This window comes from Salinisphaera sp. C84B14 (genome assembly GCF_040361435.1).
GTDB lineage: Bacteria > Pseudomonadota > Gammaproteobacteria > Nevskiales > Salinisphaeraceae > Salinisphaera.
The window spans coordinates 273,513-296,844 of sequence record NZ_APNL01000002.1; the positions used below are offsets into that span (position 1 = coordinate 273,513).

Below are 23,332 nucleotides of genomic sequence, written 5' to 3' on the forward strand. Positions count from 1 at the left end.
CCGCTTCTTGAACGCACACTCCGGCCCGCGGGCCGGTCAAGGTAGTTAAACCATGGCGCAGGAAATCAAGGTTCCCGACATCGGCGATTTCGACTCCGTCGAGATCATCGAAGTGCTCGTCGCCGAGGGCGACACGGTCGAGGAAGAACAGCCGCTCATTACGCTGGAATCCGACAAGGCCACCCTCGAAGTGCCGTCCACGGTCGCCGGCAAGATCACCGAACTGAAAGTCTCGGAAGGCGATACCGTCTCCGAAGGCGATGTGATCGCGCTTATCGAAGCCGCCGATGAAGAAGGCGGTGAGGATGAAGGCGACGCCGATTCGGACGACGCCGATGACGGCGAAACCGAAAGCGACGATGAGAAGGACGAGGACACCAAGGCGGCGAAATCGAAAAAGTCCGACAAGTCGGACGACAAGAAATCGTCCGCCAAATCCGACAAGAAGTCCGCCTCCAAGGACAAATCGGCCGACAAGAAACAGTCGTCCGATTCGAAGCAGCCCAAGAAGAAGGCCGACAAGCCCGCCAGCGGCGATCACGACTACGATTGCGACGTGCTCGTCCTCGGCTCCGGCCCGGGCGGCTACTCGGCCGCCTTCCGTGCCGCCGACCTGGGCCTGAGCGTCACCCTGGTCGAGCGCCATAGCGTGCTGGGCGGTGTATGCCTCAACGTCGGCTGTATTCCCTCCAAGGCGCTGCTGCATTCGGCCAAGGTGATTGAAGACGCGGCCAATATGGCCAATCACGGCGTCACCTTCGGCAAGCCCGAAATCGATCTGCCCAAGCTGCTCGACTACAAGCAGTCGGTCATCGACCAGCTCACCGGCGGCCTGAAATCCATGGCCTCCAAGCGCAAGGTCAATATCGTCAACGGCACGGGCACCTTTGCCGATGCCCATACGCTCAAGATCGAAGGCAGCGACGATACCGACCAGATCACCTTCAAAAGCGCCATTATTGCCGTCGGCTCCGAGCCGGTCATGCTGCCCGGCTGGCCCGAGGACGAACGCATCTGGACCTCGGAAGAAGCCCTATCCCCTGACGAAATCCCCGGCTCGCTGCTCGTCGTCGGCGGCGGCATCATCGGCTGCGAAATCGCCAACGTCTATGCCGCCCACGGCACCGATGTGGATGTGGTCGAAATGACCGACAGCCTCATCCCCGGCGCCGACAAGGACCTCATCAAGCCGCTCACCAAGCGCATGAAAAAGCGCTGCGGCAATATCTGGGTGTCCACCAAGGTCACCGGCCTGGAAGCCGGCGACAAGCTCACGGCGAGCTTCGAAGGCGACGACGTGCCCAAGTCCAAGGACTACGACCGAGTGCTGGTCGCCATCGGCCGCAAGCCCAACGGCGCCAAGATCGGCGCCGACGCCGCCGGCGTAAAAGTGGACGACCGCGGCTTCATCGCCATCGACAAACAGTGCCGTACCAACGTCGACAACATCTTTGCCATCGGCGACGTCTCCGGCGAACCCCAGCTCGCCCATCGGGCCACGCACCAGGGCAAGGTCGCCGCGGAATGCTGTGCCGGCGAAAAAGCCGCCTTCGATGCCAAGGTCATCCCGTCGGTCGTCTATACGGACCCGGAAGTCGCCTGGACCGGCGTGACCGAAACCCAGGCCAAGAAAGACGGCATCGAATATACCAAGGGCGCCTTCCCCTGGGCCGCCAACGGCCGGGCCATCGGCCTGGACGCCACCGACGGCAACACCAAGCTGCTGTTCGGCAGCGACGGCCGCATCATCGGTGCGGGTGCTGTCGGCAGCGGTGCTGGCGATCTCATCGCCGAAACCTGTCTCGCCATCGAAATGGGTGCTAACGCCGACGATATTGGCCTGACCATCCATCCGCACCCAACGCTGGCCGAAACGGTCGGCATGGCCGCTGAGGCCGAAGCTGGGACGCTCACGGATTTGTATATTCCGAAGAAGAAGAAATAGCGCGGCCGACACTCTGCTGCGATCAAAAGGCCGGCCGTTCGCCGGCCTTTTTTATGGTCGCCCGCGACATTTGCTCAGGTTGCATGATGGCGCTACTGTGGAGATGAACATTTGTGGGGGTGCCACATGAGCCGCTTGAGCATTGATATACCCGACGAACTGCACCGCGCAATCAAGTCGGAAGCCTCGCTGAGGGGCCTGAGCTTACGAGACTACGTCTTGCGTCGGCTGGGGACGTCAGAACACAGCGAACCCCAAGCAGACAGACCGCGATTCAGCGACTCCGGGTTGAGCGGCCTTTGGGCCGATCGAAACGACATGGCGGACCCTGATGCCTGGGTGCGTGATCAGCGCAAAGGCCGTCGGTTTGAGCAATCGCCGTGCGATGATGCTGATTGATACCGATGTGGTGATCTGGGCGACGCGCGGTGATGCGTCCGCGGTGCAGACCGTCGACGCAATAGATCAGCCGGCTCTATCGATCGTCACGGTCATCGAGCTCATGCAGGGCGCGCGTGATGCGCGGGAGCTTAAGGAGCTCGAACGCGGTCTCGACAACTGGGGCGTCAACGTCGTGCCGATCAATGCGGCAACCGGCAACATCGCCAGAGATTTGATTAGAGATCACGCGCTCTCCGACGGTCTATTACTCGCGGACGCTCTCGTCGCGGCTACGGCGATACATAATGAACTCACGCTGTTGAGCGGCAACCGAAAGCATTTCGAAAAGATTCAGCGCTTGGATTTCCAAGCGTTCATGCGATGAATGCGTGCTGTTTACGCCACCACCGGATGCGTAGACATCGGATCAGCGTCGAGATCGTAGACGCCACTAGCGGGTGCACCGATGACCGAACTAGCAAACGTTCACCCCGGCGAAATTCGCCTTGAGGAATTTCTAAAGCCGATGGAACTGAGCCAAAACCGACTGGCCCGTGCAATCGACGTACCGCCCCGTCGTATCAACGAAATCGTGCTGGAAAAGCGGGCGATCAGTGCGGATACCGCGGTACGATTGGCCCGGTATTTCGGAGCCAGTGAGAAATTCTGGATGGGATTGCAGGCCGATTATGATCTGGAAGAGGTACATCGAGCCCAAGTCGCCTGATCAAGATGGATAAGTATACTGTCCCCAGATATCCCAGATATCCCAGATATCCCAGATATCCCAGATATCCCAGATATCCCCAGATATCCGCGTAGATAGAACATAATCTGCTTCACAATACTGAGAATTTACGGTCTGGGTAGACGTGTCCGTAACAGCCGCTGAATTCGGCTTCGACCTGAGCAATCGCGAGACAGCAACGCTCATTTATCTGGGCTTACTGCTCGCAGGGCTGCTCCTCTGGACAAAAACACGTCCACTCGCGCTCAATCTCGTTAAAACATTCTTCGCGCCGAAGCTTACAAAGGTTTGGCTAGTTATGTCTCTATACGTGGCAGGTTGTGTGGGGCTGCTCGCTTGGCTGCAGCTATGGGAATTGACCAACCTCAAATCGACCTTACTGTGGTGGATGACAGTTGGATTCACCGGCGTTTTTGAAGCACAACGACTTAAAGATAAGCCACATATGCTTCCACGACTTGTGACAGAGGCATTCACAATCTCCGCAGTAATTTTTTTCGTCGCCGAACTCGTTAGTTTCCCACTCTTTATAGAACTGATAATGCTTCCGGTTTTGGTGCTACTGACGCTCCTTATCGCCGTTTGCGAACACCAAGTTGGTAGGCACAACAACGCCAAAGTTCTGAAAATTTTACGCAACACCGAAATGTTCGCAGGCGTCATAGTTCTCTGCGCGAGCTGCGTTTTTATCGCTAACAACGTCGCCGTATTTTGGTCATTCAACACATTGCGTGAGTTTGGGTTACCTTTTCTTCTCTGGCTGATGTTCGTTCCATTTATTTACTTACTCGCGACGTATATGACGTACGAAGAAGCCTTCGTGCGCCTCCGAACGAGACCAAAGCAATCCTCAATTGTCCGCTATGCGCGATGGCGTGCGCTATTCTCGTTCGGCATCAATATTAATGGGGTTAAGCGGCTGTCTCGAGATATGCGTGTGCGTGACATCGCGGACAAACAGGGCGTCAAAGACGCTATCCAAGAGATCAAGCGGCTCCGCAAAATTGAAGATAATCCGCCTGCCGTTTCACGCGCCGAAGGTTGGTCACCCTATGAGGCGAGACTATTTCTTAAGGAATATGGCCTCATCACCGATCACTATCATCGGACACCCTGGGAATGGTTTGCTCATATCCCGTCGGTGAAACTGAACGAGAAAGTCCTAGCCGATCGAGTTTCCTATTATCTTAGCGGTAACGAGCGGGCCGTAACGCGGCTGCGAATTGCACTTGATGGTTTCAACCAGAACGACACGAAAGAAGCGCAGCAAGCCTTCTATGAGCGGGCTCTAACTCTGCTTGCTAAAACATTTGGCTCTGAACGTGCAACGACGATCTATCGTCACGTTGAATCCGCCGAATCTGGCGCCTTGGCGGTTGACGGCATACGGCTATCACTGACCAAGTCAGATTGGGGAGACGCTAGCACCGGCGGCTTTGTCTGGAATTTTATTATTCAACACCCCCAGCATCGAGAAGGTGGCTAGAAATCACAGGAGACAGACGTCTCTTTACCAGGAAATTGGCTCACGCCGCATCACGCCGTGGTGGATTCAGGTTCAAACCTAGTGATTCGGGGACAGTATGAGATGCCCCGGCTATTTCGGACAGCCAGATCAGGGGTTAGTGGCTAGCTTACGTTCGTAACTCTCCGGTGTTTGATAGTCCAGCGATTGGTGTAGTCGCTGTCGGTTATAGAAGACCTCGATGTAGTCGAAGATCGCAGATTTAGCCTGCGATGGCGACTCAAACGGAATCCAGGGACAGTATACTTATCCCCTTGGTGCGACGTGATGTGTCCATACGTAACGCTCAAACACAGCTCACGATCGCCGCTGTGAGCGATCCTTCGCTGCCCAGCGCCCGATAGTGTTTGGGCGCGTTTTTTGCACTGGCCTTTCTATCGCTCTTTGGTCAGGCGCCTCTAAATAAGGGGACAGTATATGTATCTTAGGCTTCGGCGCCTGCGGCGCGTCTCCTATCCCCCAATGCGCGGCTTTCTATAAGCCACTCAGCGCGAATAGGTCGCGCACAAAATAATCGTAAGCGAGTTAATTGCGGCTTAAGTAATCCGGCGGGCGGCCGATAAGGCGTGCTTACTTGGCTGTCGGTCAACCCGACGGCCGGCCCGTGCTTATTATCACCCACTAGAGTCCGCTTCATGCCTTTCTCGAATCAAGATCACGGCGCAGGCCGTGGTATGCGTCTGCGTACCCGCATCATGCTGGGTTTCAGCGCCGTTCTATCGCTGATGGTGTTACTCACGGCGATCGGTATATGGCAGGTCGAGAAAGTGGATGGATTGCTGACGTACATCAATGACGTCAACAGCAAAAAGCAGCGGTATGCCATCAACTATCGGGGCAGTGTGCACGATCGCGCGATCGCATTGCGCGACGCTCTGCTCGTGGATGACGCCGAGCTGGGCGATGTCGAGGCGCTGATCGCCAATCTGGCCGCAGACTATGACCGTGCTCACGAAAACATGCAGGCGATGCAGGGCGAAGTCGACTTCAGCGACATGGACATGCAGCTCCTGGCTGCTATCAACGAGATAGGCGCGCGCACGGTGCCTTTAACCGAGCGGGTGCTCGATTTGCGCCGTGACGGGGCCCGGGCCGAGGCCCGGCAGCTCGTGCTGGCCGAAGCCCGGCCGGCATACATGACCTGGCTGAATCGAATCAACGATTTCATCGACTACCAGGAACAACAGAACAACGTCGACGTGCAGGCCACGCGTGAAACCACGAGCGGCTTTCGCAACATCATGATTGCCCTCACCTTGTTTGCGTTGCTTCTGGGTGCCGGCATTGCTTTCGTGATTGCGCGTCAGCTTATCCGCACGTTCGGCGCCGAGCCGTACGAAGTGCGCTGGCTGGCGGAGTCGATAGGCCGCGGCGATCTGGCGGTCGACACATCGACGTATCTGCGTAAGGCGCATGCAGGTAGCATCATGGCTTGCCTGGTGCAAACCGTGGCGACGCTACGCGATACCGTGACTCGGGTGGATGATGCGGCGCATTCGGTTTCGGACGCGAGCGATCGGATCGAGCATCAGAATGCCCGGCTCTCGGAGCGCACCGACGGTCAGGCCAGCGCGCTGGAACAGAGTTCCGCGGCGATGGAACAGCTCACGTCGACGGTGGGCCGTAATGCCGACAGCGCGCGCGAGGCTGAGCGCTTGGCCAGCGATGCCAGCGATATCGCCGAGCGGGGCGGCAGTGTCTTCAACGAGGTGCAGTCGACCATGCAGCGCATCCACGAGAGTGCCCGTGAGATCTTCGATATTATCGGCATGATCGATGAGATTGCCTTTCAGACCAATCTGCTGGCGCTGAACGCCTCGGTGGAAGCCGCAAGAGCCGGCGAACAGGGCCGCGGCTTCGCGGTCGTGGCGCAGGAGGTGCGTAGCCTGGCGACGCGCAGCGCCGAAGCGGCCCGCCAGATCAAGGATTTGATCAACCAGAGCGTCAGCCAGACCGAGCAGGGCACCGAACGCGCCACCCATGCCGGCCAGACGATTCAGGCGGCCGTGGAAGCGATCCAACGCGTGACCCGCCATGTGGCCGAAATCAGCCAGGCCTGCGCCGAGCAGAGCATCGGGGTGAGCGAAGTGAGTACATCGATTGGCCAGATCGATCAGAACACGCAGGACAACGCCCGCATGGTTGAGCAGAGCAACGCGGATGCGAAGGAACTCAATCGCCAGGCCAAGCTGTTGCTGAGTGCGATCTCGGAATTCCGTCTACAGCGCGTCAGCGATCCCGCCCGATCGCCGGCCAGCGACGCTGTGCTACAGCCCGCCGATGCCACGCCCGCGTACCAGCCGGCTTGAGCCCGCATTCAGCGCCATTCGGGACAGACCACGTTTGAATCGCTTAAGTGAGTGATATCACCGATTAACGCGATAAGAAGTCGTCTGTCCCTTATACGTCGCTATAGATGCGCCCGAAATTACCTTCGCGGCCGTCGGTGGCGGGTATTCGTTCAACGCTGTAGTTTCTTCATGGTTTTTCCGAAGGGGAACCATGAAGTATCTCGCCCGTGTTGCTGCGACGATGGTGATCAGCGTCTTGACCGGGTGCGCCGGTATCGTCGGCGGCGAACTCGCCCGGGTCGATCAGACGGCGGTAGCTGTACCGGTGTGTGACGTGCACGCCGGCCCGACGCCCTATTACTTCGAGGTGGATAGCGGCTCCGGTAACGATTACATGGATGAGAATCCGGCTGGGTGGTTGTCCGGGTGGACGTTCGGGCTGTTGCCGACCTATTGGCTGTCGCCGGTGCATGCGCAGGCGCGTTTGTACCACCAGAATGTGCAGATCGCGCGCTATCAATATGGCGCGCGGGTTCACAAGTTCTATGGCCTGCTGTGGGTCTTGCCGCTTGTCCCGATCAATGCCCTGGTGGCGGATTACAACGAAGTGCCGGCCAACGAAGGCCTGGGCCTGATGGTGGGCCCCACGATTGTTCGCAAGGCGAAGGCACAAGCCTATCTTGATGCGATCGAAAAGCGCGGCCTGGCGCCGGACGAGGTTTGTTACCGACAGGCGGACAGAAAGCGTTAGCCGGGCGCGGTACATGTGCCGCCGGTTTTCGACGGGATATATACCGGGCTGCAGGCCTGAAGCGACGCCCTGACCCGCGTGCCTGGATCCGGGGAAAGCATTCTTATCTCAGTCCCGGCTTTTAGGCTTCGGCCCGGGCGGCTGTCTGTGAAGCGTTCGCCCGAGCCGCTTCTCGGCCCGGTTGATGAACACCTCATTGCCCAGCGGGCGGCCAGTACGTAGGTGTTGCTCGACCTGTTCGGCTTCATCCGCGGGCACGCCGGCAGCCAGGTAATCGCGCCAGTCATCAGCCAGGTTGGGTCGGCGCGATAGTTTGATATGGGGATCGGCTCGGTTCGATACATGGGCCTTGGCACTCGACCACGGCCATTCGGTGGGGTCGGTGACGATATCCACCGCTACGGGATTGCGTTCGACATAGCGTACGGCGGCCCAGAGGTGCGCATCATCCATGGGATAGGAATGAAAGCGCTCCTGCCAGAGATGACCACGCCAGTTTTCGCGGAAGTTGATATGTCGCGTATAGCGCCGATGGGCTTCGCCCAGCGCCGCGCGCAGGCCGTCCGCGTGGCTTGGCGTCAGGATGAAGTGCACCTGGTCGGGCAGGAGGCAATAGGCGATCACCGCGGTATCCGCCTTCGCAGCGAACTCGTTGATCAGCGATAGATAGAACCGGTAGTCGTCGTCTTCGAAAAAGACGGGCTGGCGGCGATTGCCGCGCTGGGTGACGTGGTGCGGTGTGCCGGGTAGGACGACACGGGCGAGGCGGGCCATGCGGATGCTCTAGCGGGGTCGGGTGTGGGAGTTAAGTATACTGTCCCCGAATAGATGCTGCGTGATTTGCTTTTGCCGTTTTGTGATTGGCGCGGCTCTCACTTCGTTGCAGAGACTGTTGGCCTGCGGTGACGGCATGGGGCCGCGCCGATGCGTCTTTCGATGGAGAGCAGCGATGAGTGCAGTGTCTATCAAGCAGGAAGTGGTCGATGCGTTCGGTTGGCAGCAGGATGCCTGGCCGGATACGGCGGATGGCTGGATCGAGCGGGCCCGTAGCGTCGGCGATCTGCTGGCCGAGGATGCGGTGGTGCGCGATCGCGCCAATCGCAGCCCGCATGCCGAGGTGGAGCTGCTCAAGAACGCCGGGCTGGTCACGCTGCTGGCGCCGAAAGCCCTTGGCGGCGGTGGCCAGCGGTGGTCGACCGCCTATCGGGTGATTCGCGAGGTGGCCCGGGGCGATGGCTCGATCGGTCAGCTGCTGGGGTATCACTATCTGTGGGCCTGGGCGGCGCGTCTGGTGGGCACGCCGGATCAGATCGAGGCCATCGAGCGCCACTATGCCGCCGGGCAGCTGTTTTTCGGCGGCGCGGTGAACCCGCGTGATAACGATCTCAAGGTGACGGATACGGGCGATACGCTCGTGTTCAACGGCCGCAAGAGTTTTTCCACCGGCAGCGGGGTGGCGGATCTGACCGTACTGGAAGGCGTGCTGGAAAACAGCGGCGAGCATGTGTTCGCGGTGGTGGATTCGCGCCAGGACGGGCTGGAATTTCTGGGTGACTGGGACAACCTCGGCCAGCGTCTGACCGAATCCGGCGGCGTCATTATCCGCGACGTGGAAGTGCCCTGGAGCGACGCCCTCGGCTTCGTGAACAAGCGCTATCAGCCCAGCGTGTATGCCACCCTGAACGTGCCGGCCATACAGCTGGTGTTCACCAGCTTTTATCTGGGCATTGCCGAAGGTGCGCTGGCGGCCGCGCGCGAATACAACCGCCGGCACACGCGCCCCTGGCCCTACGGCGGCGACAACAAGACCCGTGCGGCCGACGAGTTCTATGTGCTCGACGGCTTTGGCGATCTGCAGTCGCGGCTGTGGGCCAGCCAGGCATTTGTGGAACAGACCGTGGCCGTGGTCGATGCGCTGTTGCACCGGCCGCGCGAGGCGGTCAAAGCCCGCGAGCGCGGTGAAGCGGCCGTGAAGGTAGCCGCGGCGAAACAGCGCATCGTGGATACCGGGCTGGATATTGCGACCCGGCTGTATGAATTGACCGGCGCTCGGGCCAGCGCTAACAAGTACGGCTTCGATATCTACTGGCGCAACCTGCGTACCCACAGCCTGCACGATCCGATTGCCTACAAGCGGGTTGAGGTCGGCCGCTTCGCCCTGCTCGATGAGATCCCGGAGCCGACCTGGTACACCTGAGCGTTTGTCGAGCCGGGGATGCCGCGCAAGGGACGTCGCGAAGCGTTCCAATGCTGCGCAATCGTTGCCAGCCCGCTCGTCTTTCTGTGTCAGGGCCGTTAGTCAAAGGAGGGAGCCGAACCGGCTCGAATACCAGGCGTCGTTAGCGTGCTGACCGGCGTGGAACGAGCCGTGGACTTGCGGCTAGCCGGCGAGCTGGCCCTGCACATAGGCGAACAGGCGCTGAAAGCTGGCGTTTTCGCCGGCGCTGAGAAAGCCCTGTTCGGTAATCAGCGCCTGGGCGTCGCGCCAGACCGCCGCCAGGTCCCGGTCGAGCGCGTCGGCCTTATCCTTGGACAGCGCGCCGCTACGGCGCGCGCTGGCCACTTGATGGCGCAGCGTATCCACGCGCTGCTTTACCGCCTCGCGGTTGGCACGATTGACGGCGTAGTGGCCCGGGTCGACATGCGCTTCCAGCCCGGTGCCCCGCACCAGACGGATAAGCGCGTTGGCCGCAGTGAATCGACCCTGTACCGGGTTGACCTGCAGGGCCGCGTTTTCGCTCAGATCGGTTTCCACCAGGCAGCCGCTGGTATGCGCGAACTGCTGCAAGGCGCTATCCAGCCGGCCGGCATCAATCGCGTAATCGCGCCCGCCGGGCGAACAGGCCGCAAACGCGGGCGCGGCGGCGCTCGCCGCAAACAGGGCGAGTATCCAGAGGCCGAGTGATTGACGTGTCATGGCGAATGGGTCAAGAACATGGTCGTCTTGTGACCGCGAATGGGGCGCGAAATTGCTGACGAGCCTATCTCCGGTCGCGGCCACACGGCGACCATGCAACTCAAGCCACAATTTACGGCTGCGTTGACCTTGCGGCGTAATACCTCGGCCGGCAACGGCCCAGCCAATCCGCTACGAGGGCAAGACCTGGCATATCGCGTCGTGCCGCCGGCTATGCCCGGTTAAGGCATAGCCGGCGATCGGTCTCGGGCCGATTGTTTGCCTGGGCGCTCTAGCTGTACGCGGGGGCGCCCATGTCGACGGCCGGATACGCCTGCTGCGACGTCACCGGGTGCTCCGGCTGTGCGTCGACGCCACGCGCTGGCTGGCTGGCCAGCTGGAACTGCTGTACCAGCTTCACCAGTTCGACCGCCTGGCCGCGCAGGCTTTCGGCCGCCGCCGCGGATTCCTCCACGAGTGCGGCGTTCTGTTGGGTGGTTTCGTCGATCTGCGTAACGGCCTCGCTGGCCTGGCGTACGGCCTCGTTCTGTTCGCGGCTGGCGCTGCTCATTTCCTCGACGATGGTGCTGACGTTGGTAATCGCCGACACGACCTGCTGCATGGTGGCGCCCGCACGATCGGCAAGCGTGGTGCCCTGGCCGATACGCTCCACGCTCGTCTCGATGAGCACCTTGATTTCCTTGGCGGCGTCGGCGCTGCGCTGGGCAAGGTTGCGCACCTCGTTGGCCACCACGGCAAAGCCGCGGCCCTGCTCGCCGGCGCGCGCGGCTTCCACCGAGGCATTGAGGGCAAGGATATTGGTCTGGAACGCGATACCGTCGATCACGGCAACGATGTTGCTCACCTGAACGCTGCTGTCGTTGATCTCGCGCATGGTCGCCACGACCTGCGCGACCACTTCGCCGCCCTCTGCGGCCACTGAGTTCGCCTCGCCCGCCAGCCGGTTGGCGGTGGCCGCGTTTTCGGCGTTGTGACTGGCGCTGGCACCCATTTCCTCCATCGAGGCAGAGGTCTGTTCCAGAGCCGCGGCCTGTTCTTCGGTGCGCTGGCTCAAGTCGCTATTGCCCTGCGCGATCTGGCCGCTGGCGGTGGATACACTCTCGGCGTTGCGCCGCACTTCGGCCACCACGGTGGTCAGGCTTTCCACCATGGCCTGCTGGGCGGCCAGCAGCTGGCCGATCTCGTTGGTCGAATGTACGTCGATGCGCTGGGTCAGGTCGCCCGCGGCCACGGCCTTGGCCTGGTCGACTGCGCGCCCGAGCGGCCGGGTAATGCCGCGGGCGATCACGATGGCCACACCCAGGGATATCAGCACCGCGATCACGCCCAGGCCGATCGTTTTCATCATGGCGGCGTGGTATTCCGCCTGGCTACTTTCCATGCCACGTTCGGCGACAGTGAGCTGGAGCTCGATGAGCTCGTTGATCTTGTGGCTGATCGGATCGATCGTGGCATAAAGTTCGCCGTCGTGATTTTCCAGCTGGTTGCTAACGAATCCGGAATAGCCCTGCAGATCACGCAGCAGGCTGTCGACGGCAGCGTTGGCGGGGCCAAACAGTTTTTCCGCCTGCTCAACCAGCGCGGCTTCGGCAGAGGTGAGCTCGGTGGCCCGATACGCCTGCCATTCGCTGTCGATGGTCGTACGTGCGCTCTGGATCGCCTGGGCGGCCTCTTCGGCACTCAAGAGCCCGGCGTTCGCCTTGTTGAGCGCATCGATCACATTCACCGCGTAGGCGTCAGAGATGGTTTTCAGCCCCTTGAGCGGCACCACGCGGTCGTTGTACAGCGAGCGCATCTCGGCGTTGACGTTGCTCAAGCTGTAGGAATTCAGCGCGCCGCTTATCACCAGGAAGAATACCGCTACCAGAATGCTCAGGCCCAGTTGTTTGCTAATTGATAGATTTCTGATTTTCAAAGATGTTCTCCGATATTTGGAGCCGGAAATAGGGGCCGGTTAAGTGATGAAGCGGGCAAAATGGGTCGGGCGCGCAAACGGTGGCCACCCGAGGGCAGCGGTTAAAAGCGCGGCTGGGCGTCATAGCGCTACCGGGCCGGGCCAACGCCGCAGCCGTATGCGGTGATGCAACACGTGCGTTGCGATTCGTATGGCGCGCTGTCCTTGAATGTCGTGGATGCCCGGCAGAGCCGACAGCAAAAGCGGCGCTTGGCATGACCGGCGTTTGGTTTGCGAGAGGCTGACTTGCCTTAATTTCTCGGCGATTCGTGCGATAACTTTAGAGAGATGAAACGAAATTTCGTTATCGTTGGATGGTGCGCTTACGCGACAGCATGGCGGCGAAGCCGAGGCCCGGCGACGACGATGCCGGCGGCCGTGCTGGTGCGGTTCAATGCCGGGGCGTGGATCGTTTGATCGGTCGCGCAGTGGGGAGCGCGGGACTTTATCATCGAGCAATGATAAGTATGATGGCGTTCTAACCGATTGCAGTCTTACTGGCAGGAGCAACCCTATGTCCGACTACACCCAAGGCCTTGTGAATGCATGCCGGTTCGAGCGCGGGATCACCACCGCCGGCCAGCCCACGGCCGCACAGCTCGAAGCGGCCCAGGCCCAGGGGGTGAAGACGGTCATCAACCTGCGCCCCGACGGCGAGATGACCGACTTCGACGAGGCCGCACTCGTTCGCAAAACCGGCATGAACTATGTGCATATCCCGGTAGCCGGTGCGGACGACATCAACGACAAGAACGCGCGCCTGCTCGACGAAGCCCTGGTGCCCGGTGCCCTGCCGGCGCTGGTGCATTGCGGCAGCGCCAATCGAGTGGGTGCTCTGATTGCCTACCGGGCCCGCTTCATCCAGCACAAGAGCGATCACGAATCCATGGGCCTGGGCATCGCTGCCGGCCTCGACCCGGATGGGTCCCTGCTGGACGCGGTGGCGCGCAAGATCGGCTGATCGGTGACGACCGCGGGCATGTGCCCGCAGGTGAAGCGCCCGGGTCAGGCCACCGGGGTCAGCAAGGCGCGCCCGTCGAAGTGCGCCCGCAGGTTATCCACCACGAGCTGGCCCATGGCGGTGCGCGTTTCCATGGTAGCGCTGGCGTAATGCGGCGCCAGCACGACGTTATCCAGGGCGTGCAGGGCGTCGGGCACCTGCGGCTCGTTGGCCAGCACGTCCAGGCCGGCGCCGCGGATATCGCCCTGCGTCAGGGCGGTGATCAGCGCCGGCTCATCTACGGTCGAGCCGCGGCCCACGTTGATTAGAATGCCTTCCGGCCCGAGCGCTTCCAGCACGACGGCGTCCACCATGCGGTCGGTCGCAGGCCCGCCCGGCACGACCACCACCAGAAAGTCGCTGTCCGCGGCGAGTGCGACGAGCCTGTCGTAGTAGCGATAGGCGACGTCTGCGTTGCGACGGCGCTGGTGATAGCCGATGGTCATATCGAAAGCGGCCGCACGCTGCGCGATCGCCTGCCCGATACGTCCGAGGCCGAGAATGCCCAGCCGCTTGCCGCTGACACGATGCGCCAGCGACAGGCCATCCAGCCAGCGCCCGGCGCGGACATTGCGATCGGCCCGCAGCAGCTGGCGGGACGTGGCCAGCATGAGCAAGAGCGCGAAGTCGGCCACGTCGTCGGTGAGCACATCGGGCGTATGCGTTACGCGAATCCCGCGTTGGCGGGCATAGTCGAGGTTGAGCGCGTCGGTACCGATGCCCGAAGACGCCATGATTTCGAGCGCGGGCAGCCGCTCCAGCCGGTCGATCGGCGGTGCCTGAACGGCGTTGGTGGCCATGCCGCGAATAAGCGGGCCGACCGCGTCGATCATTCTATCGGCCTCGTTTGCGCTGTCGGGCAGGCGATATACGGTGAACGAGGCCTCGAGCTGGTCGAGTACGTTCGGCGGCATGCGACCGGCAACGAGTACCGCCGGGCGGCTCATCGCACGGCCTCGGTCAGCGCGCTCAGCTGTGACATGGCTACGGCTTGTGCTCAGGAATACCGCCATGCTGACGCGTTATCGCTCGTTTGGCGAGCGAATGGTGGCCGTGGTCGCCCAGCGCTCGTTCAGTCGCTGAGCAGGTCCGCCAGTTCGCCGGGCAGGTCGAGCTCGGTGTTTTTCGCTTCGCCTTCGCTCAGCGCGTGGTTGAGCGTACGGGCCACGCTGCGGGCCAGCATTTTGGCGTCGGCCTCTTCCAGTTCGGTACGAAACATCAGCTTGTAGTAGAACTCTTCCAGGCTGACGGGAACGTCGGTCGTCTCGGCGCGATTGCCGCCGGCGATGACCGCGTCCGCGATTTCGTCCGGTAGTTGCGCTGCCATGTCCTGGGTCTGACCCTTGGGCAGATGTTCGCATAGCGCATCGAGGGCGATCAGCGTGCTCTGGTGGGCCACATCCGGATCGAGCTGCGGACAGCCCTCGTAGACACGGGCGATGAAACGATCGGTTTGCATGGGGATATCCTGATGCGTGTCGCCTGGCTGCGGCACTTTTCAAATATGCGGTCAGCTTGGACCCGCCCGCTGCCCACTGAAATACCGATAAACCCGTAGGTACAGGCTGCCGCGACCCGCCTGCTGGCAGCCGGTTATTAACCCGGCCCAAAAACAGGCCATTCAATAGCTGATTGTTCACGTTGATAACGCGCGCATGCGAGAGCATTGCTGCCACGGCCAACGGTCGTGAAGCCTTGGGAAGAAAAGACGCATGTGTGCCGCCGTTTCTTCCAACGGCATTGAAAACGGCCGATTTCGTCAGCTGTTTTGGTGCCGGATTAATAGGACGCGCCAGATAACGTCAGCGGCTGCGGCCAGCCGTACTGCGATTCGCCCGACGCGATTCGGCCGTTGGCCCGCCACCGGGTAGGCGCCAACAAACGCGTTCGCACCCCGGGACGAGCACGCGCATGCGTGTGGCTATACACCTTGTGCCGCCATTTAATTCGACCGCGCTGCCAGGCACGGCATGGCGAGCAAGCGAGCGCCGGGCGTAGCTAGGCTGGCGTAGGGGCGTTGCTTTCGAGCAGTTCGAGGGCCATGCGCACATAGTCCATATGCGACACGATACCGACCAGCGTGGCGTTATCGACTACGGGCAACGTGCCCTGGCGACCGCCGAGCAACAGCTGTCCGGCCTCGATCAGCGAGGTTTCGCTGCTCACGGTGTCAAAATTGTGATCAAGCACCTCGACCAGCGGAATCTGCGCCATGCGCGGGCCAAGCTGATCGGAGCCGTGGGTTTCGGCGATCTTGAGCGCTTCGCGCAGTACGATCTTCTGGGTCACCAGCCCGACCAGCTGCTCGCTTTCGTCGAGTATCGGTACGTGGCGGATCTGATGTACGCCCATCAGTTCGCGGGCGTCGTAGAGCGTCTGGTCGTGTTTGAGCGTGAAAACGTCGCGGGTCATGATGTCGGCTACGCGGGCACGGATGGCGGTGCTCATGAGTGTTGTCTACTCCAATGGCGCATAGGCGCGGGCGATCTCGAAGCGCGCTTGTCCGCATGGGCACGCGGGCTGCCGCAGCGGTGGTGGTACACGCGGTTTGTCGGTTTATAGCAGGCATGGACGTGGCCGGCTTATCAGGGGGCTATCGGCCGAAATATCGCGGACGTGAATCGAGCAGCCGCCAACCCGGGTCGTCGTGGCCGTCGCGCCCCTTTCTCATAGTCTGCCAGCGTGCCTGTCACGGCAGGCGGTCGCCGCGCCGGGCAACGGTCTTCGCCTGTCTTTTGCCGTAAGATGGCCTGCCTGTTCCATCCATTAAAGCAGGATCAAACCATGGCCAAAGCCAGTGCCCGTCATATTCTTGTCGACAGCGAAGACAAGTGCCTCGAACTCAAGAAAGACATCGAAAACGGCAGCGACTTCGCCGAAATCGCCCGCGAGCATTCGTCCTGCCCCTCGGGTCGCAAGGGCGGCGAGCTGGGCACCTTCGGGCGTGGCCAGATGGTGCCGGAGTTCGACGAAGTGGTATTCAGCGCGCCGCTCAACGAAGTGCAAGGGCCGGTGAAGACCCAGTTCGGCTATCACCTGCTCGAAGTCACCGAGCGCGGCTGAACGTCGCAGGCGATCAGCCAGACTGAAACGCAACCCCAACGCCCGGTTTCGACCGCACGCACGCGGCGTGAGGTCGAACCGGACGGGTTGCCGGTCGCGAGCGCTACGCGGGCGCTCGCGACCAGGATAAACGCCCGTTAAGCCGTGCATCGAGTTCGGTTAATGGCGAACGGGCGTCCAACGGCCAGGCCACGGCCAGCCTTACGCCTTCGGCGTGATAGGCCGCATCGACGACGTCGCCCTCGTGTTCGGCCAGCCATGCCCGTACTGGCTGCTCGTCGGCGAACGCCAGTTCGAGGGCCAGGCGGCAGCGAGGCACGTATTCCCGTGTCGGCAGATCGGCCAGCAACGCGCTTACCGTTTGTGAATAGGCCCGGGCGAGGCCACCGGTGCCCAATTTGATGCCGCCGAAATAGCGAATGACCACGCAGGCGATCCGGCCCAGGCCACTGCCTTCGAGCACCTGATACATCGGTCGGCCGGCCGTGCCGCCCGGTTCGCCATCGTCGGCAAAGCCGATGGCGTGATCTTCGCCCGGCGGGCCTGCGATATAGGCCGAGCAATGATGCGAAGCGTCGGGGTAGTGCTCGCGTGCGCGCGAGATCAGTCGCGGCACGTCGTCGGGCTCGGCAACCGCCGCACACCAGCCGATGAACTGGCTTTTGCGTATTTCGAGCGTGACGCTGTAGGGGTCGTCGAGCGGTGCGCTCGGCATGCGAAAGCGCATGAACATTCCTCGTCAGGCGTGGCTTGGCGGCCACGGTGGTGACTCATACGCGTATTGCACCACAGCGAGGTGTGCGACACAGGCCTGCGGTTATTTGCCAGGCCGCCGGGTCGGGCTCGGCGTTCAGGGCGACGAGCGCGGCGGGTTGCGAACGGCAATCGATTCGTCGTCTTCGCGTACTTCCGTGGCCACGGCATGGGCATCCGCACCTTCCTGGCGACGCTGCCGGGCGTATTCGATCTCGCTGTCGATGGGGTCGCGCTTGAGCGCGACGCCGAGCTCGCGAACGAACGTGTTGTCCGCATCCAGGTCAATGACCTGGGATACGATCTGGGCGATGTAGTGGGGGTGCCAGTCGGCCTCGCACAGTGTTTCGGTGACCGCGCGGGCGGTGTCGTTATCGACCGGCGAATTCAGCGCGCTTTTCACGCGGGCGAAACAGGCGTCGGTATCGGAGTTGTTGGCCATGCGCGGCCTCCTTGATTAGTGTTCCATATTAGTTGCGCGCAATATTATGTCGCATTTCCTATTCCGGCAGCGTCCGAACGAACGCAGCGGCGCCGCCGTTGGCTTGTTGGGTACGCACAGACCCTAGAATGCGTGGCATGTTTCATCGGTTTTCGAAAAGTCATGATCGATCCTGTCCCTGATCGGACGCTGGCGGACTGCGCCGAGCGCTTCGGTTTCAGCCGCTCGGCCATGCAGCAACTCTGGGCCGCCGTGGTCGAGGGCGGCGGCGATATGGCGATGTTCGACCATCCCGAGTTCGCCGGGCCGGGGCAGTGGATGCGCGGCGGCCTGATCCTGATCACCGAGCCGGGCAACCAGGTACTCAAAAACCGTATCGATGCGGCATGCAACACGTTGTCGCGGGTAATGCGGGAGCGCCGGGACGTGAATGCGTCGGATCATCGAAGAATCCATTCCGGTGCCCGCGGCTGGGATACCGTGCGCGTCGAACGCGAGGTCTGGTGGCCCCACCATCTCGGCGAGCCGGACGCGACGGGCGAACAGAACGCGATGGCCTACGCTTATTTCGCGGCAGTCCGCCGGCTAGCGGTTCGCCGCGCCGAGCGGGTTTCGCTCTACGATACGGGCGACCATCACATTACGGGCCTGGCGCAGTCGCAGCAGCAACAGGCCGGGGAGATGGTTTTTACCAGCCAGCTCGGCGAAGTCGCACTCGCGGACATGGTCGCGGTGGCGACGCCTGCCGCCTCGGGTCCGGAGCCAGCGACTGAACCGACGCCCGGCGCCGGCTCATCGAGCGCCGAAATCCTCGACGCGCTGGAGCGGCTGGGCCAGCTCCAGCGCCAGGGTGTGCTCACCGAGGCCGAATTTGCGGCCAAGAAACAGGAACTCCTGGCGCGGCTGTAGATCGTATCGACAGCGGCATGACAGCCTGCATACGGCCCGCGCACGCCACACCTGCGGCCAGGATGAACGAGACTATGAACAGAAACCATGCCCTCTCGCCTGCTCTGAAAGGCGAACGCCGCACGTTCGAAACCGATAGCGGCACAATCAGCTATTACTTCGCCAACGAGGGCGAGTCGGGCCAGCCGCCGCTGGTGCTGATTCACAGCATTAACGCGGCCGCCTCGGCCTATGAGGTCAAGCCGATCTATGATCGCTATCGGCGCCAGCGGCCCGTGGCCGCGATCGACCTACCCGGCTACGGGTTCAGCAGCCGGCGGGCGATGTGCTATACGCCACGCCTCATGACCGATGCGATCCATGCCTGGGTGGCGCGTATCGCCGCCGATACCGGTGCGGCGCAGGTGGATGCCATGGCCTGTTCGGTGGCCTGCCAGTATCTGGCCCGGGCCGCGCAAGAGCGTCCCGAGTGCTATCGCAGCATCGGCCTGGTGAGTCCGGCCGGCGTTGACGGCGATCCGCAGCCCGGCGCCAACGCCGACGCCACGCGCGGCAAGCCCTGGTTGTATGGGGCGCTGACCGCATCCTCCGCGGTGTCGAAGACGCTGTTTGCCGGCCTGGCGAGCCGGCCGAGCATTCGCTACTTTCTGGAAAAGACCTTCGGCGGCAAGGACGTGGAGCCGGGGCTGGTCGACTATGCCTACCGCAGCGCCCATCAGCCCGGCGCACGCCATGCGCCGTGGTCCTTCCTGTCCGGTTATCTGTTCAGCGCCGACGCGGCCGGGCTCTACCGGCGTCTGAGCCAGCCGGTATGGTTGGCCTACGGTACGCGCAGCGATTTCTCCGATGCGGCCGCGCGCGATATCGTGCAGCAGCATACGGCCTCCACGGTCGTGTCCTTCGATGCCGGGGCGCTGCCGCACTTCCAGCAGCTCGAAGCCTTCGTTGCCGGCTACGATCGGTTTCTGGCATCGCTCGAGGCCTCCGCCTGAGGCCCGTTCGGCGCGGCGGGGCGACCGAATACCCATGGATAGCGCAGACCTGCAAAAGCTGGTGACGCGGACCATGCCGTTCGGCAAATACGAAGGTCGCCTGATTGCCGATCTACCGGGGCATTACCTGAACTGGTTCGCCCGTAGCGGTTTTCCGCCGGACGAAATAGGCCGCCTACTCGCCCTCATGCACGAGATCGACCATAACGGCTTGAAGCCGTTGCTGGCGCCGCTGCGCCGCCCTCAGCGATAGAAACGTGCCTTGAGCAGCGTATCGATGTCTTCGTAGAACCCGGCAAAGCGATCGGCCGCGTTGGCCATGATCTTGGACAAACCCGGATCGGGCTCGCGTTCGGCCAGGGTGGCGGCCATGTAGCGCTGCTGATCCATGGCGCCGAGCAGGCGAATGAGCAGCCCGCGCTCGAAGGCCGTGCCGGAATCACCCACCACGGGGGCAAAGCGTTCGAGCGTGGCTTTCTTCTGCGCGTCGCGGGCTGCCTTGATGATCGGCGGGTCGATCTTGCGCTCGATATCCAAGGCCGGGTAGTCGGCGGTGAGGCCTTCCATGCGGGCGGCGAGTTCGCCGCAGTAGTCGGTCACCTCGGTGACGACTTTTTCTACGTCGTCGGATTCGAGCTTCACGTAGAAGATCTTGTCGACCTGTGACAGCCCGTCCACGTTGGAATACAGATCGCTGTAGCCGGCGTTGAGCTGGTCACGCAGGGACTTGCCCTGGGTGTTCGACTGGTCATGCGTCGCGGTCTCCGGGGCCTTGCCCGTGTCGCGATCCAACGCTGCACAGCCGTTGAGCGTGGCCATCAACAATAGCCCGATAAGCAGGCGTGTGGTGACGAATAGCATGCGACTGGGGGCGATGGGATGGGTCATGGCGTCGACTACCTGGGCGCGGCCGCGCCAATGGATTCACGCCATCCTAGCCTGTTCGTGCCGCCTGCGTGTTGTATCAAAAGAATGACTGTGCGTGATCACCGTCAGGACGCTGCGACTGTGCCGTACCCGCGTGATGCGAGTACGGCACAACCGCTATGCCAGATCAGCGCGCCAGGCTTTGCAGCAGCGACTGCAGCTGCCGTGGCGGAATCTCGTGGCCGTTGAGCACGACAGCATCCTTGCCGGAATGCAGCTTGAGCCCGACCGCGCCGTCTTCGCGCATGAGAAAGCCCTGCTGAACCAGCATCTTGATCTGCGAGTTGAGATCACGGGCCATGGCCGGCCGCTCGCTGGCGAGGTTGTCGGCGACCCAGTCGATGAGCTGCTGGTCGACGAATACGTTGGCGTCGAGGGTCAGCCGCTGGGCCATGGCCAACATGGGCATGTCGCGGGTGGCCTCGGCCACGCGCGGCGGGATGTCGCCGCTGTCGATCAGCCCGGCCGCGATCTCACCGCGAGCCTGACCGTGGCCGGTTTCCAGCGGCGGCACCGTCACCGTCAGTTTCGGCGTGCCGGCCAGAATCTTCGGTGCCAGCTCCATGAGCACGCGCCCGGCGAGTGCCTGTGCCTGCTCAGGCGATTGCCGGGTGGTGTCGATTTCGCGCAGTGCCAGCACGGCCTTTTCCATCGGATCGGCTTTAAGGCCGGTCAGGTCAAGCTTTATGGCGGCCTTGTCGAGGTCAATATCGATCGGCTCGCCTTGATCGGGCTGGGCATTGATCTGCAGATCGGTGATGTCGTAGCCGGCATGCAGCTCGACGGTGTCGTTGTCGCCGTTGGCGGTGTCGGCGTGCAGCCGCATGCCATAGGCGATATCGAATACGCCGTCCTTGTCGGAGATCTGATAGCGGCCGAGGCTGGCCTCGAAGCGGCTGTCCCAGTCCAGCTCGCCATCGCCGAGATCGTCCATGGCGCTGCCGTCGCCGCTGAGCCGGATATCATCGACCACGATACGACCCTCGGGCCCGTCGAGCTTCAGGCCGCCGCCCTGCAGCTGCAGCTCGATCTGGTTACCGTCACGGCTGTAGTAGCCGTCGAGTCCCTGCCAGGCGACCTGGGCGCCGGGATGGTCGGGCACCTCCTTGTCGAAGGCGGGCGATTCGATATCGATACGATAGCCGCCGCCGAAACCGAGCCGGGTGTCGGCTACCAGCGGCGATTGATCGAAAAAGCCTGCGACCTCGGGCGTGAAATCCTGGGGCAGTTCGCTATGGATTTTCGCCCAGCCGAACACGAACAACGGGCCATGGGTGATCTCGTGATCGATTTCGAAGGTTTGGTCTTCGATCTGTACGCGCGTTACCGCATGCGAGTGCAGCCAGCCGCGCTGGTAGTCGGTGAGCTCGATGGGATAGCCGTACTCGGAACTTGCCTTGGCTATGCCGTCACGAAAGCGCGTTTCCACCTTGGCGCCGATGAAGTATGGGGCAACGCCCGCGATCAATATCAGCAGTATCACGACCACGGCGATACCGATTCCCTTCTTGCTCATCGACGACTCTTGGTTGGCTGAAACAGGCGCGAAGTCTAGGGATTGATATGCGCGAACGCAGCAATTTCCTGCACGCCCGCGCCGCACCGCCGCCGGGCGGCGTGCAAGCATCTGTTTCGGCGGGGTAATCGATGTATCCGGAAGCTAGCGTCTAATATGCTGATCGAAAAAGATATTTTGTCTGCGCGAAAGTGAGGGTTCAGTGCGGCCTCAAGTAATGTTCGGACGGCCCTGTATAGAATGGTCGTTGCCGGAATCCGCGTGGGGTCATTTCGCTCGGGCCGGGATTCGCCGGGCGACGGCGGCCATGCGTAGACTCGGGTTGCACCTTCATCCTATGCCGGGTCTGCCATGACGATGTGGTATCGCTTTCAAGCCGGATTGTTTCGATGCAGCCGGGGCGTGCGGCGCCTCGTCGCGATGTGGCTCGCGGTGCTCTGTGTCGCCGCATCGGCCCACGGCGCCCAGGCGCCGGCGCAGCCGCCGATATCGAGCACCATCGCCATGATCGGCGCCGGCGATATGGGCCAGGCGCTGGGCAATCTGTGGGCGGCGGCCGGCTATCGCGTGATCTTTGCCACGCGCCATCCGGACAGTCTGGGCGATGTGGTCGCACGCGCTGGGCACGGTGCTCGGGCCGCCAGCGTGGCCGAGGCCATCGACAAGGCCGGCATCATCGTGCTGGCGGTTCCCTATGCCGCCGAACCCGACATCGCCCGTGCCCATGCCAGCGCCATGAAGAACAAGGTACTTGTGGATGTCGACAACGCGTTTGAGCGGCGGGACGGCGAAATCGCCATACAGGCGCAAGCGCTGGGAGAAGCCGTCTACTCGGCCCGGCTGTTCGAAGGCACGCGCTTCATCCGTGCCTTCAACCTGAAAAGCGCGCACAGCTTCCCGACGCCGGATGCCGTCGAATCGGCCGATTTCGAGGTGCCCTACACGGTCAACGATGAAAGCGTACGGCCCATCGCCGAAGCGCTGATCCACGATACCGGCGGTACGCCGGTCTACGAAGGCGGCCTCGAGAACGCCCGCGAATACTAGCCCGAAGGGGCAGGCGGCCTCGCGACGGCAGTGGCGGCGCGCCCGATCCACCGTGCAAGGCCGTGTGCCGCACCGGCTTTCGTGGTCCAACGGGCACGGGGCCAGCACCAGGGAAATGCACTTTTACAGAAGTTTTGAAGAACGGCCGATAACGACGGATATGTATCCGAA

Annotated in this window: 24 protein-coding genes and 1 pseudogene; 14 read left to right on the forward strand and 11 right to left on the reverse strand. The window is 62.1% G+C overall.

Translation table 11 applies throughout. The features are described 5' to 3' along the window. Nucleotides 1-52 precede the first annotated feature (52 nt). The 5 genes from lpdA to C84B14_RS02745 all read left to right on the forward strand — a co-directional run bounded on the left by lpdA (nucleotide 53) and on the right by C84B14_RS02745 (nucleotide 4,560). Entirely contained in the window at nucleotides 53-1,945 is a 1,893-nt protein-coding gene (gene lpdA / locus C84B14_RS02725) for a dihydrolipoyl dehydrogenase (protein ID WP_353221748.1), read from the forward strand. A 126-nt stretch (nucleotides 1,946-2,071) separates the two neighbouring features. Then, nucleotides 2,072-2,344, forward strand: coding sequence for a type II TA system antitoxin, ParD family (locus tag C84B14_RS02730; protein ID WP_353221749.1), 273 nt, complete (start codon nucleotides 2,072-2,074; stop codon nucleotides 2,342-2,344). Next, nucleotides 2,313-2,711 (forward strand): PIN domain-containing protein, encoded by a 399-nt coding sequence (locus C84B14_RS02735; RefSeq protein WP_353221750.1) that lies wholly within the window; start codon nucleotides 2,313-2,315, stop codon nucleotides 2,709-2,711. The genes C84B14_RS02730 and C84B14_RS02735 overlap by 32 nt, the downstream gene beginning before the upstream one ends. An 81-nt stretch (nucleotides 2,712-2,792) precedes the next feature. Continuing rightward, nucleotides 2,793-3,053: a HigA family addiction module antitoxin gene (locus tag C84B14_RS02740; RefSeq protein ID WP_353221751.1), complete on the forward strand. Its 261-nt coding sequence runs from the start codon at nucleotides 2,793-2,795 to the stop codon at nucleotides 3,051-3,053. A gap of 145 nt (nucleotides 3,054-3,198) precedes the next feature. After that, nucleotides 3,199-4,560, forward strand: a complete 1,362-nt coding sequence (locus tag C84B14_RS02745) for a hypothetical protein (RefSeq protein WP_353221752.1) — start codon at nucleotides 3,199-3,201, stop codon at nucleotides 4,558-4,560. Between the two features lie 129 nt (nucleotides 4,561-4,689). Here C84B14_RS02745 and C84B14_RS02750 read toward each other — a convergent pair. Next, nucleotides 4,690-4,824 (reverse strand): annotated as a pseudogene (locus C84B14_RS02750) (IS3 family transposase); the annotation flags it as partial. Nucleotides 4,825-5,273: 449 nt separating this feature from the next. Here C84B14_RS02750 and C84B14_RS02755 point away from each other — a divergent pair. Both C84B14_RS02755 and C84B14_RS02760 read left to right on the forward strand, forming a co-directional pair. After that, nucleotides 5,274-6,908 (forward strand): methyl-accepting chemotaxis protein, encoded by a 1,635-nt coding sequence (locus C84B14_RS02755; protein ID WP_353221753.1) that lies wholly within the window; start codon nucleotides 5,274-5,276, stop codon nucleotides 6,906-6,908. Between the two features lie 193 nt (nucleotides 6,909-7,101). Then, a complete protein-coding gene (locus C84B14_RS02760) occupies nucleotides 7,102-7,641 on the forward strand; it encodes a hypothetical protein (RefSeq protein ID WP_353221754.1) in 540 nt (179 codons plus the stop codon). Between the two features lie 108 nt (nucleotides 7,642-7,749). Here the strand turns inward: C84B14_RS02760 and C84B14_RS02765 are convergent, their stop codons facing one another. Then, a complete protein-coding gene (locus C84B14_RS02765; protein ID WP_353221755.1) occupies nucleotides 7,750-8,415 on the reverse strand; it encodes a transposase in 666 nt (221 codons plus the stop codon). 175 nt (nucleotides 8,416-8,590) lie between these two features. Between C84B14_RS02765 and C84B14_RS02770 the strand changes: the two genes are divergently transcribed. Beyond that, nucleotides 8,591-9,838 (forward strand): acyl-CoA dehydrogenase family protein, encoded by a 1,248-nt coding sequence (locus tag C84B14_RS02770; RefSeq protein ID WP_353221756.1) that lies wholly within the window; start codon nucleotides 8,591-8,593, stop codon nucleotides 9,836-9,838. 183 nt (nucleotides 9,839-10,021) lie between these two features. Here the strand turns inward: C84B14_RS02770 and C84B14_RS02775 are convergent, their stop codons facing one another. Further along, nucleotides 10,022-10,558 (reverse strand): hypothetical protein, encoded by a 537-nt coding sequence (locus C84B14_RS02775; protein WP_353221757.1) that lies wholly within the window; start codon nucleotides 10,556-10,558, stop codon nucleotides 10,022-10,024. 271 nt (nucleotides 10,559-10,829) lie between these two features. After that, complete coding sequence (locus C84B14_RS02780) at nucleotides 10,830-12,473, reverse strand: methyl-accepting chemotaxis protein (protein ID WP_353221758.1); 1,644 nt, start codon at nucleotides 12,471-12,473, stop codon at nucleotides 10,830-10,832. A gap of 553 nt (nucleotides 12,474-13,026) precedes the next feature. Between C84B14_RS02780 and C84B14_RS02785 the strand changes: the two genes are divergently transcribed. Further along, nucleotides 13,027-13,473: a beta-lactamase hydrolase domain-containing protein gene (locus C84B14_RS02785; RefSeq protein ID WP_348764707.1), complete on the forward strand. Its 447-nt coding sequence runs from the start codon at nucleotides 13,027-13,029 to the stop codon at nucleotides 13,471-13,473. 44 nt (nucleotides 13,474-13,517) lie between these two features. Here the strand turns inward: C84B14_RS02785 and C84B14_RS02790 are convergent, their stop codons facing one another. From C84B14_RS02790 to C84B14_RS02800, 3 genes are all read right to left on the reverse strand, one after another. Next, entirely contained in the window at nucleotides 13,518-14,459 is a 942-nt protein-coding gene (locus C84B14_RS02790) for a 2-hydroxyacid dehydrogenase (RefSeq protein ID WP_353221759.1), read from the reverse strand. 125 nt (nucleotides 14,460-14,584) lie between these two features. Beyond that, nucleotides 14,585-14,971 carry a DUF2267 domain-containing protein gene (locus C84B14_RS02795; protein ID WP_353221760.1) on the reverse strand — a complete coding sequence of 129 codons (387 nt, stop codon included), beginning with the start codon at nucleotides 14,969-14,971 and terminating at the stop codon, nucleotides 14,585-14,587. 539 nt (nucleotides 14,972-15,510) lie between these two features. Then, nucleotides 15,511-15,960: a CBS domain-containing protein gene (locus C84B14_RS02800; RefSeq protein WP_353221761.1), complete on the reverse strand. Its 450-nt coding sequence runs from the start codon at nucleotides 15,958-15,960 to the stop codon at nucleotides 15,511-15,513. 297 nt (nucleotides 15,961-16,257) lie between these two features. Here C84B14_RS02800 and C84B14_RS02805 point away from each other — a divergent pair, with 297 nt between their 5' ends. Then, entirely contained in the window at nucleotides 16,258-16,575 is a 318-nt protein-coding gene (locus C84B14_RS02805) for a peptidylprolyl isomerase (RefSeq protein ID WP_353221762.1), read from the forward strand. A 103-nt stretch (nucleotides 16,576-16,678) separates the two neighbouring features. On the opposite strand, the gene C84B14_RS02810 is transcribed toward C84B14_RS02805, so the two are convergent. Both C84B14_RS02810 and C84B14_RS02815 read right to left on the reverse strand, forming a co-directional pair. Further along, nucleotides 16,679-17,302 carry an IMPACT family protein gene (locus C84B14_RS02810; protein WP_353221763.1) on the reverse strand — a complete coding sequence of 208 codons (624 nt, stop codon included), beginning with the start codon at nucleotides 17,300-17,302 and terminating at the stop codon, nucleotides 16,679-16,681. A 123-nt stretch (nucleotides 17,303-17,425) separates the two neighbouring features. Further along, a complete protein-coding gene (locus C84B14_RS02815) occupies nucleotides 17,426-17,770 on the reverse strand; it encodes a hypothetical protein (protein ID WP_353221764.1) in 345 nt (114 codons plus the stop codon). A gap of 162 nt (nucleotides 17,771-17,932) precedes the next feature. Here C84B14_RS02815 and C84B14_RS02820 point away from each other — a divergent pair, with 162 nt between their 5' ends. The 3 genes from C84B14_RS02820 (at nucleotide 17,933) to C84B14_RS02830 (ending at nucleotide 19,924) form a co-directional block, all read left to right on the forward strand. Then, nucleotides 17,933-18,679, forward strand: coding sequence for an SHOCT domain-containing protein (locus C84B14_RS02820; protein ID WP_353221765.1), 747 nt, complete (start codon nucleotides 17,933-17,935; stop codon nucleotides 18,677-18,679). 74 nt (nucleotides 18,680-18,753) lie between these two features. Continuing rightward, on the forward strand, nucleotides 18,754-19,671 hold the full coding sequence (locus C84B14_RS02825) for an alpha/beta fold hydrolase (protein ID WP_353221766.1): 918 nt from the start codon (nucleotides 18,754-18,756) through the stop codon (nucleotides 19,669-19,671). Nucleotides 19,672-19,705: 34 nt separating this feature from the next. After that, entirely contained in the window at nucleotides 19,706-19,924 is a 219-nt protein-coding gene (locus C84B14_RS02830; protein WP_353221767.1) for a DUF3820 family protein, read from the forward strand. On the opposite strand, the gene C84B14_RS02835 is transcribed toward C84B14_RS02830, so the two are convergent. Both C84B14_RS02835 and C84B14_RS02840 read right to left on the reverse strand, forming a co-directional pair. Next, nucleotides 19,915-20,559: a hypothetical protein gene (locus C84B14_RS02835; RefSeq protein ID WP_353221768.1), complete on the reverse strand. Its 645-nt coding sequence runs from the start codon at nucleotides 20,557-20,559 to the stop codon at nucleotides 19,915-19,917. The genes C84B14_RS02830 and C84B14_RS02835 overlap by 10 nt on opposite strands. 166 nt (nucleotides 20,560-20,725) lie before the next feature. Next, on the reverse strand, nucleotides 20,726-22,114 hold the full coding sequence (locus C84B14_RS02840) for a YdgA family protein (RefSeq protein WP_353221769.1): 1,389 nt from the start codon (nucleotides 22,112-22,114) through the stop codon (nucleotides 20,726-20,728). A gap of 402 nt (nucleotides 22,115-22,516) precedes the next feature. On the opposite strand from C84B14_RS02840, the gene C84B14_RS02845 reads away from it, so the two are divergent. Beyond that, nucleotides 22,517-23,161, forward strand: a complete 645-nt coding sequence (locus C84B14_RS02845; RefSeq protein ID WP_353221770.1) for an NADPH-dependent F420 reductase — start codon at nucleotides 22,517-22,519, stop codon at nucleotides 23,159-23,161. The last annotated feature ends 171 nt before the right edge of the window (nucleotides 23,162-23,332 follow it).